Annotated in this window: 4 protein-coding genes and 1 pseudogene; 1 reads left to right on the top strand and 4 read right to left on the bottom strand. The window is 71.0% G+C overall.

From position 1 onward, the window contains the following. Positions 1 to 69 precede the first annotated feature (69 nt). The 4 genes and pseudogenes from VE614_RS33705 to VE614_RS09350 form a co-directional block, all read right to left on the bottom strand. Complete coding sequence (locus VE614_RS33705) at positions 70 to 1728, bottom strand: ATP-binding protein (RefSeq protein WP_414719550.1); 1659 nt, start codon at positions 1726 to 1728, stop codon at positions 70 to 72. Positions 1729 to 3588: 1860 nt separating this feature from the next. Beyond that, positions 3589 to 4911, bottom strand: a pseudogene (locus tag VE614_RS33710) (DNA repair ATPase); the annotation flags it as partial. An 83-nt stretch (positions 4912 to 4994) separates the two neighbouring features. Continuing rightward, a complete protein-coding gene (locus tag VE614_RS09345; RefSeq protein ID WP_324934614.1) occupies positions 4995 to 7040 on the bottom strand; it encodes a flotillin family protein in 2046 nt (681 codons plus the stop codon). Between the two features lie 50 nt (positions 7041 to 7090). Then, a complete protein-coding gene (locus tag VE614_RS09350) occupies positions 7091 to 7654 on the bottom strand; it encodes a hypothetical protein (protein WP_324934616.1) in 564 nt (187 codons plus the stop codon). A 588-nt stretch (positions 7655 to 8242) separates the two neighbouring features. Here VE614_RS09350 and VE614_RS09355 point away from each other — a divergent pair. After that, positions 8243 to 8800: alanine:cation symporter family protein (locus VE614_RS09355; RefSeq protein WP_324934617.1), on the top strand; the 558-nt coding region annotated here is incomplete at its 3' end.

Below are 8800 nucleotides of genomic sequence, written 5' to 3' on the forward strand. Positions count from 1 at the left end.
CTCCCGGGCAGGAGAAGTCTCGTTACGCCTGGGCCTCCCGGCAGCACACGGTTCGCGGAGGGTGTGGCATCAGCCCGCGTGGCCTTCGGGGCGAACCGCATGCCGGCCGAGTGGGCGGCTGAGCAGGTGGCGGGGGTCCGTGGCTCGGGTGATGGCCGTTTCGACGGCCGCGACGCGGTCGGCGAGCAGGCCCAGGGCAGCGACCGCCCGGCCGAGGGCGTCGTCGCCGGAGTCGCCCAGGGCCTGTGTGCGGACGTACGCCGACGTGATGGTGGCCCAGCGAGTCGCCTGTTCGCCGGTGAGTGAGCCGCGCAGGGCCGCCAGCTTGAGGAGGTCGGCCTCGGCGCCGGTGGTGAGGGTCTGGGCCTCGCCGGAGTAGTGGTCGTCGACCACGGCGGCCAGCTCGGCGTCGTTCATGACCGGGGAGACCCGTGCCGCGATCTTGTTCATGTTGCGGTACGAGCCCTGGAGCCGGAAGGGCGGTTCGGCGCGGGCTCCCTCGGCCTGGGCGGCGGAGGCGAGGTAGGCGGCGTTGACGGCGAGGACCGTTTCGCGGGCGGTGAGCAGGTGGCGCAGAACGGCGATGACGCGGTCGAGCTCGGCGGGGGAGTAGGGATGGGCCAGCCGGTCCCGCAGGGCGGTCGGGTCGTCGGCGGCGAGGCGCACCAGCAGCTCCAGGTCGGCGCGGTCACGCCCGGCGAGGGGCGCAAGGACCGGGTTGGAGGTGAGGGCGTTCTCGATGAAGCTCAGCGCGAAGGCGTCCTCCTTGCCGGTCAGGACGTCGCCGAGGTTCCAGACGTCGGCGCGGTTGGCGAGCATGTCGGGAATGTGGAAGCGCTGCCCGGACTCGGTGTAAGGGTTTCCGGCCATGCAGACGGCGAAGCGCTTGCCCCGCAGGTCGTGACCGCCCAGGGTGCGGGTGGCGTCGCACAGCGGGATGAACTTCTGCAGCAGCTCCGGCGAGGTGTGCTGGATGTCGTCCAGGTACAGCAGGACGTTGTTGCCCGCCGCCAGCGCGAAGTGGATCTTCTCCAGCTCGTGGCGGGCGGTGGCGTTCGGGGCCTGGGCCGGGTCGAGGGAGGTGACACCGTGTCCGAGGGCAGGTCCGTCGACTTTCACCAGGAGCAGACCGAGACGGTCGGCGACGTACTCCACGAGGGTCGTCTTGCCGTAGCCGGGAGGGGAGACGAGCAGCAGCAGACCGTGGTTGTCGGTTCGTTTGCCCTCCCCGGCGGCCCCGAGCTGCTTGGCGAGGTTGTCCCCGATCAGCGGCAGGTACACCTCGTCGACGAGACGGTTGCGCACGAAGGAGGACATGACGCGCGGACGGTACTCGTCCAGGCGCAGACGGCGGCGTTCGGCGGTGAGGAGCGCGTTCCGGCGCCGCTGGTAGGCGCGGAACCCGGGCACGACGCGGGTGGTGAAGTCCGCCGTCCTGGCCAGGAACTCGTCGAGACGCAGGGGCAGGGCACGGCGCTCGATCCTGGGATGGGCACCGAGCAGGCCCTCCACACGCGCCGCGACGGGCCCGTCCAGGTCGTAGCGGTCCAGGTCGCGGGAGACCTCGATCGCCACGGCTTCGGCGAGGTCCCCGTCATCGACCACCTCGCCGCACGAGGCGGCGTACGAGGCGAGCCAGCCCTCCACCAGACGCCGCGCGGACGCCGGGTCGCCCGCCGAGAGGCGGGCGCGGACATCCTCGTCGTACGGCGACGAGCCGGCCGCCATGCGGAACTTGTCCAGCAGCGTGCGGGCCGCCGGGCCCGCGGCGAAGGACTCGCCGGAGGCCAGCTCCTCGACGAGGTACTCGGCGGCGCGGTGGGACAGCTGCCCCGCCTCGGCCAGTTCGGCACGCAGCGCCTCCAGCGCCGGTGCGGTGCCGAACGTCTCCCGTGCCCGTACCAGCGAGGCGGCCTCCCGCGCCCATGCCTCCCGGGCCTCGGGGGCCGTCCCGTGGGCCCAGAAGAGCTGGGCGGCGGCGCGGTCGGCGGCCGGGTAACGCAGCAGCCCGGCCTGCTCGTACAGCCCGAGCAGCGCGGAGAGGACGGCGGTCGCGTCATGGTCGTGGACGCCGCGCTCGTACCCCTCGTCGTACGCGGCCTCGGCCGCCTCCCGTACGAGCGTCGCCAGGTCCGCCCCCACCAGGGTCCCGGCGCCGTGCTCGGCCAGGAGCCGCGCAGCCAGGTACTCGGCCCGGTAGACGTCGGCGTTCTCGGAGGGCAGGACCTGATCCCAGTAGGCGCTGGTGTCCGCGAACCCGGGATCTGCGACCGGGCGCCGGTAGTCCGTGCCGGTCAGCGCGAACGCCAGGCCTCCGTCCGCGTGCGGTACGAGGGTCAGCTCCGGAGGCCGGGTGTTCACGGCGAACCGGTGGGGGCCCAGGCGGATGGTGTCACCACCGTCCGCGAACAACTCGGCGCGGTCCCGCAGTGCCCGGCCGGCCTCCTGGCGGGCCGCCTTCAGCCGTCCCTCCAGCTCCTCCGCCCGCACCTGGTCGCCGAGTTCGCGCAGCTCCTCGGCGGTGCGCCGGACCTTGGCGGCCATGGGGTCGGAGGCGAAGCAGGTGTTGACCGCGTCGAGGCTGTCCAGGCCGGCCATGCGCCGGGCGATGGTTTCCAGGACGCGCCCGGCCGACGCGGCGAGACGCTCCGCGCGCCGGGCCCGGGCGTCCTGGAGGGTCTGCCTGCGCGCCGAGAACGCGTCGTGGACCTCGGTGCGCTTGTCGGTGATCTCGGCGAGGAAACCGTCGTGGTCGGCGAAGCGTGACTCCAGGGTGTCCAGTTGGAGCAGCAGCCGGGCGAGCCGCGCGTCACATGTCTCCGGGGTGTCCGCAGCGGCCAGGGCGCCGGTGACCGACTGGGCGAGCAGCGCGAACTCGGCGGCGAACTCCGCGCGCCCCTCCTGGTCCAGGAGATCGCGGCGGCGCGCGGCGAGGGTCGCGCGGGCGCGGTTGAGTCCGCCCAGCACCTCGGCGATCCGCTCCAGGACGGCGGTCCGCACGGTGGCGTCCCCGATGTCCAGGCCGGACACGACCTCGGTGAGGGTCTGCAGCCCGAGGACCTGGGCGTCCAGCCGCTCGGCGACCGGTGCGGCCCCGGCAGCGGTGGTGATCGTCCCGGCCTCGGTGGTGAGCCGCTCGACTTCCGCGTGGTGGGCGGTGAAGGCGTCCTCGCGGCGGAGGAGATCCACGGCGCGCTGCGCGGTGGAGACGATGTGGGTCTCCGCGTCCTCGGCCAGTGCGTCGATGGCGTCGGCGTCCGCGTACCGCATCTCCTTGAGCGTCAGCAAGCGGCCCTGTGCCCGGCGCAGTTCGGTGATCCGATCGATCCACTCCCCGGCGGAGGCGGGCGCCTCCCCGCGGACCCGGCGCACCAGGCGCCGCAGCTCGTCGGCCGCTTCCGCGAGCGCTTCGGCAGCCTGCCGGGTCAGGGACTGTACGGACGCGAACTCCGCCAGCACCTGCTGTGCCGTGGCCCGGACCTCCTCCAGCGGGGTGCGCAGATCGCCGGCGTCCGCGTCGCCCAGCCAGTGGAAGCGGTCGGCGGCCCGGGTGCAGGCGGCGACCAGCGCCTCGTAGAGTTCGGCGGTGGCGGTGGTCTCGGCGGCCTGCCGGGAGACGGCGAGGCATTCGGAGAGACCGCGCACGAGGTCGGCGTTGCCGATGCGGGCGAGTGGTCCGTCGGCCACCGTCGCGGTGTGGGTCTCGGAGACGTACGGCGTGCTCCAGACCTGAACCGGGTGCATCCTCGCGGGCTCGCCGGACTCAGCGCGCAGCAGGATGAGGGTGCCGTCGTCGAAGAGGGCGTATCCGTGGCAGGAGAGCGGGGCGGCGATCTCCTCGCGGATCAGGTTGTACGGGAGCAGAAGGGTGCGGCCCGCCGCGCGGGCATGGAAGGCGAACAGCACGTCCTCGCCGTTGGGCGAGCGGATCGCACGCTCGAACTCCAGGCCCGAGACGTCTGTGTCGAAGGCCTTCACGGCGCCCGTGGCGAGGCAGTAGCCGCCGGGGAAGACGATGCCCTGGTCGTCGGGGAGCCGACGGCACGACCGCCCGATTCCGTCCAGCCGGACGACGGATCTGGTGAGCGTGTGGAAGACCAGGTGCCGCCAGGTCTCCTCCTTGTAGGGACGGACGCGCAGCAGCACCAGGGTGCCGACGACCGCGTAGGCCACCTCGGCGTCGGCGAGGGACTGCAGGGGCTCGTCGACCGGCTCGCTGTGGATGCCGTCGGCCGTCTCGGTGTCGTCCTCGGTCTTCACGGTGAGCGCTCCGCCGACCGTGGAGACGAAGACCGTGCCGTCGGCGACGGCGATGTGCGGATGCCGGCCCGGAATGTGGTCGTCCCGGGTCGTGTCGACCCAGGTGACGTCGTGCGAGGCGGGCAGGACGTCGTCGCGCTCGCCGTGGGCGTCGAGGAAGCGGACCTCGCCCGAGGGGGAGAGGGACCAGCGCAGGACGCGGATGTCGTCCGCCTGCTCACCTGTCCGGAAGACGGCGAGCAGCCTGCCCTCCACGCGGCGGAGCTGAAGGAGCCGCGCACCCTGGAAGTAGCGGTGCAGAGCCGCGTGTTCCCGTACGAAATCGGGGTCGTCGAGCAGGCCGGGCACGGCGCCGTCCGGAAGACGGTTCAGGTCACGGTCGTACAGGGCGAAGACCTCGGCGGCCGGGGCCTCGTAGCCGACGAGCAGAGCGTCGCCGACGGCGACGAGGTCGCGGGCGGCGAGGCTCCGCTCGGTGCGGATGTGCCGCGTTCCGGCGAGGGCGAGTTCGGTGGCTCCGAAGGTCCGCGCGCGTGCGGTGTTGAGGGCGTCGGCACGCCGCGCCAGCTCAGCGGCCCGGGCCCGGAGGCGATCGCGCAGCACCTCGTACGTACCGGCGTCCAGACCGCTTTCCGTCCCGGTCCCTGTCACTGTTCCGCTCCTCGTTTCGGTGGATTGGTCTCCGGAGCCGCCGCCCCCCGCGCGGCAGCTCCGGATGCTGTGTCAACGGGCTGTCAGCTCTTGACCGCCCCGTTCAGACCGGCGAGTTCGGCGACCGGCATGTCGGCCAGGCCCAGCTGCCGCGCCTTGCCGATCAGCTCGTCCAGCTGCCCCGACCCGGCCGGCATCAGCTTCATCAGCAGGGCCGAGACGGTCAGGTTCTGCACGTCGGCGGTGGAGACCGAGCCGAGCACCTTCGTCAGGTCCTCGGTGAAGGAGGCGGAGCCGTCCAGCCACGGCCCGGCCAGCGTCCGGGCCGTCTGCGAGTTGTCCACGAACCCGTCCACGGCCTTGCCGAGCGAGATCGACTGCACGAGCCGGTCGAAGAAGACGGACTCGCCGCCGACGATGCTGATGTCCGCGTTCTGCAGTCCTGTGGCGAGCACCGTGGCCTGTGCCTCGGCGACCTGTCGCTGTACGTCCAGCCCCGCGAGCCTGATGTCCTTCTCGGCCTCCAGCCGCAGGCGGTACTCCTCGTGCGTACGGGACGCCTCGTCCAGCGCGGCCATCGCGGCGGCCTTCTCGGTGAGACCCGCGGCCTCGGCCTTGAGCTTCTCGCCGATGGCGGTGGCCTCGGCGAGGGCCTTCTCGCGGGTACCGGCCGCTTCCGCGCGCAGGCGTGCCTCGGTGGCCTCGGCCTCCGCACGGCCGGCCTTCTCGATGACGTCGGCCTCCTTCTCCCGTACCTGGACGGCGGCCAGGCCCTCGGCCGCGGCTTCGGCCTGGATGCCCTCGGCGAGGCGGACCTTGGCGCGGGCGTCCATGTCGGCGGCCTTGTGACGTGCCTCGGCCAGTGTCAGCTCCTCCGCCGCCCGGTGGATCGCGGCCTGCTCGGCGGCCTCGGCGGCCTTGATGTCCTTGACCAGCCGCTCCTGCGCCTCCGCCTCGGCGGCGATGATCACGGCCTGGCGCTGCCGCTCCGCCTCCTCCACGGCGCGCAGCTTCTTGATGGACTCCTCCTGCTCGGCGACCGTCCGGTCCACGGCGACCCGCTCGCGGACCACCTCGGCGATCTCCCGCTTCTCCGCCTCGACCTCCTTGGCGGCGGCGATGCGGGTCAGTTCGGTCTCCCGCTCCCGGGCGATGACCTCCAGCAGCCGGTCCTTCTCGATGCGCTCGCTTTCGATGGCGATGACCCGCTCGCGGTTCTTCTGCGCGACGGCGACCTCGCGCGCCTGGTTCTCGCGCTGGATGCCCAGCTGCTCCTCGGTCTTCAGGAAGGCGCTCTGCGCACGCAGCCGCTCCTCCTCGGCCACGCGGGCGGTCTCGGCCTCCTCCCGGGCCCGTACGGTCTCGATCTCCCGGCGCTGCTTGATCTCGGCGTCGGCCTGGCGGCGCTCCAGTTCCAGGATGGCCTCCCGGGCGTCGACGTTCTGCCGGGTGATCTCCTTCTCCTCGGTGCGCTGCGCCTCGTTGGTGCGTACGTGCTCGGCGGCGGTCAGCTCGGTGATCTTGCGAATGCCCTGGGCGTCGAGGACGTTGGCCGGGTCCAGCTGGGTCAGCGGCGTCTGCTCCAGGTAGTCGATCGCCGCGTCCTCCAGGTGGTAGCCGTTGAGGTCGACGCCGATGACCTCGATGATCCGGTACCGCAGCTCGTCGCGCTTGGTGTAGAGGTCGGTGAAGTCCATCTGCTTGCCGACCGTCTTCAGCGCCTCGGAGAACTTCGCGTGGAACAGCTCCTGAAGTGTGTTCCGGTCGCTCGCCCTGGCCGTCCCCACGGCTTGGGCGACCTTGATGACGTCCTCGACGGTCTTGTTGACCCGTACGAAGAACGTGATCCGGATGTCGGCCCGGATGTTGTCCTGGCAGATCAACCCGTCCTTGCCGGTCCGGGTGATCTCGATGGCCTTCACCGATATGTCCATCACCTCGGCCTTGTGCAGCACGGGCAGCACGACCTGGCCGGTGAAGGTCACATCGACCTTGCGCATCTTCGACACGATCAGCGCCTTGCCCTGCTCCACCTTGCGGAACAGCCGGCTGATCACGAACAGCATGGCGGCGGCGCTGAGCAGGACCACGGCGACGAGCACGCCGATTCCCAGAGTGATGGCATCCATGAGTAATCCCCGGATCTAAGGGTGGGAGCTGAAGTGGGTGGGCGCTGGGTTCAGCCGCGCCGGTCGAGCGCCGTGTCGAAGACGACGGCGGTGGAGCCGTCCCTGGCCGCGACCTCCGTCCGGCCGAAGTCCGCGTCCACCCGGCCGGTGCGGAGGGTGTGAGTCGGACCGATGACGTCGTTCCGGGACGGCCCGGATTCATCGGGGAAGAGCTTGGACAGCGGTCGCACGGCCGCACGGGTCAGACGCCAGGAGCCGAAGACGGAGGCGCACAGCAGGACGGTGCCGAGGAGATGAGCCAGGGCATCCGGCCACCCCGTACGGTCGAGGAGCACGGAGCCGGTGACGGTGAAAAGCCAGGCGGTGACGATCAGCAGGGAGGCGGACACCGAGACGGGCACCCCGCCCAGGTTCAGCGCATCGGTGTCCACGTCCGCGTCGAAACTGTCGTGGCCGGCGGCGCCGAGCAGGACCAGGAGCCAGAACCCGACGACGACCACGAGAGCCGCCGTGAACGGCAGGGCGGGGAAGCCGGCGATGACACGCAGAAACTCGACCACGACACTCTCCCCCTGGTTCCACAGCACGGCGTGCTGCTTTCCGGTCTCCGGCATGCGTCTCACGCAACAGCCCGGGCAGGGTCATGTTGACAGGGCGGTACGCCGGCTCGCATTGCCGTACACCGGCAATCTTTACGCTTCATTGATGCCGGTCGCAGACGCCTGACCCCCGCATGTCACCCTTGGTGCCGCGCGTCAGGGGCTCATCACGAGAGGTCCGCCGCGTGGAGCACCGGGTCGTCCAGGCATGCGCTCGGCCGGGCGGTGGCGGCGTGAAGGACCGTTCATCCGGAGCCAGCCTGCCCGCGACATAGGTGTCCGATGAACGGACCGTGCTCTCCGTATAACGGTGTGGTCTCGCTTGCTGGCACTTTCGAAGATTACTGACCGTTATGTGATTTGAATCACTAAAGATCTCGTAAGGCCTGTGGTAGAACTGCGCAACTCCGCTGGTGGCACCACCCCTCGCCGCCCGGCGGAGCGTCGGCACACACGCCGGCTGCACGACCAGGGTGATCACGGTCCGCGTCCACGGATCGCACACCCAGTGTCGCCGATCGGACAACGGCGTTCGCTCAAAGACCGCACATCTTCCCGGCGCAGCCTCCCCTGCGCCGGTACTGCGCCATCGAGGTAGCCACAGTGTCACTCGACTCCATCACCACGTCCGTCGACACAGCTGTCAGCGGATTCTTCGAGCCCATAGCCACCTGGCTCGTGGAAGTCGTCTTCTACTCCGTCCCCGTCGGGGGTACGGACCTTCCGCTCATCGTCGCCTGGCTGGTGGTCGCCGGTCTGGTGTTCACGGGCTGGTTCGGCCTCGTCCAGCTCCGCAAGTTCAAGCTGGCCGTCGACGTGGTGCGCGGGAAGTACGACGAGGAGGGGTCGGCCGGCGAGGTCAACCACTTCCAGGCCCTCACGGCCGCCGTCTCCGGCACGGTCGGCCTCGGCAACATCGCCGGTGTGGCCGTCGCCGTCTCGATCGGCGGCCCCGGCGCCACGTTCTGGATGATCCTGTGCGGTCTGCTCGGCATGGCGACGAAGTTCGTCGAGGTCACCCTCGGCGTGAAGTACCGCGAGGTGCACGCCGACGGCACCGTCTCCGGTGGCCCGATGCACTACCTGCCCAAGGGTCTGGCCGAGCGCTTCGGCAAGAACGGCAAGACCCTCGGCAAGGTCCTCGCGGTCCTCGCCTCCTTC

The organism is Streptomyces sp. (genome assembly GCF_035645055.1).
In the GTDB taxonomy this organism is placed as follows: Bacteria; Actinomycetota; Actinomycetes; order Streptomycetales; family Streptomycetaceae; genus Streptomyces.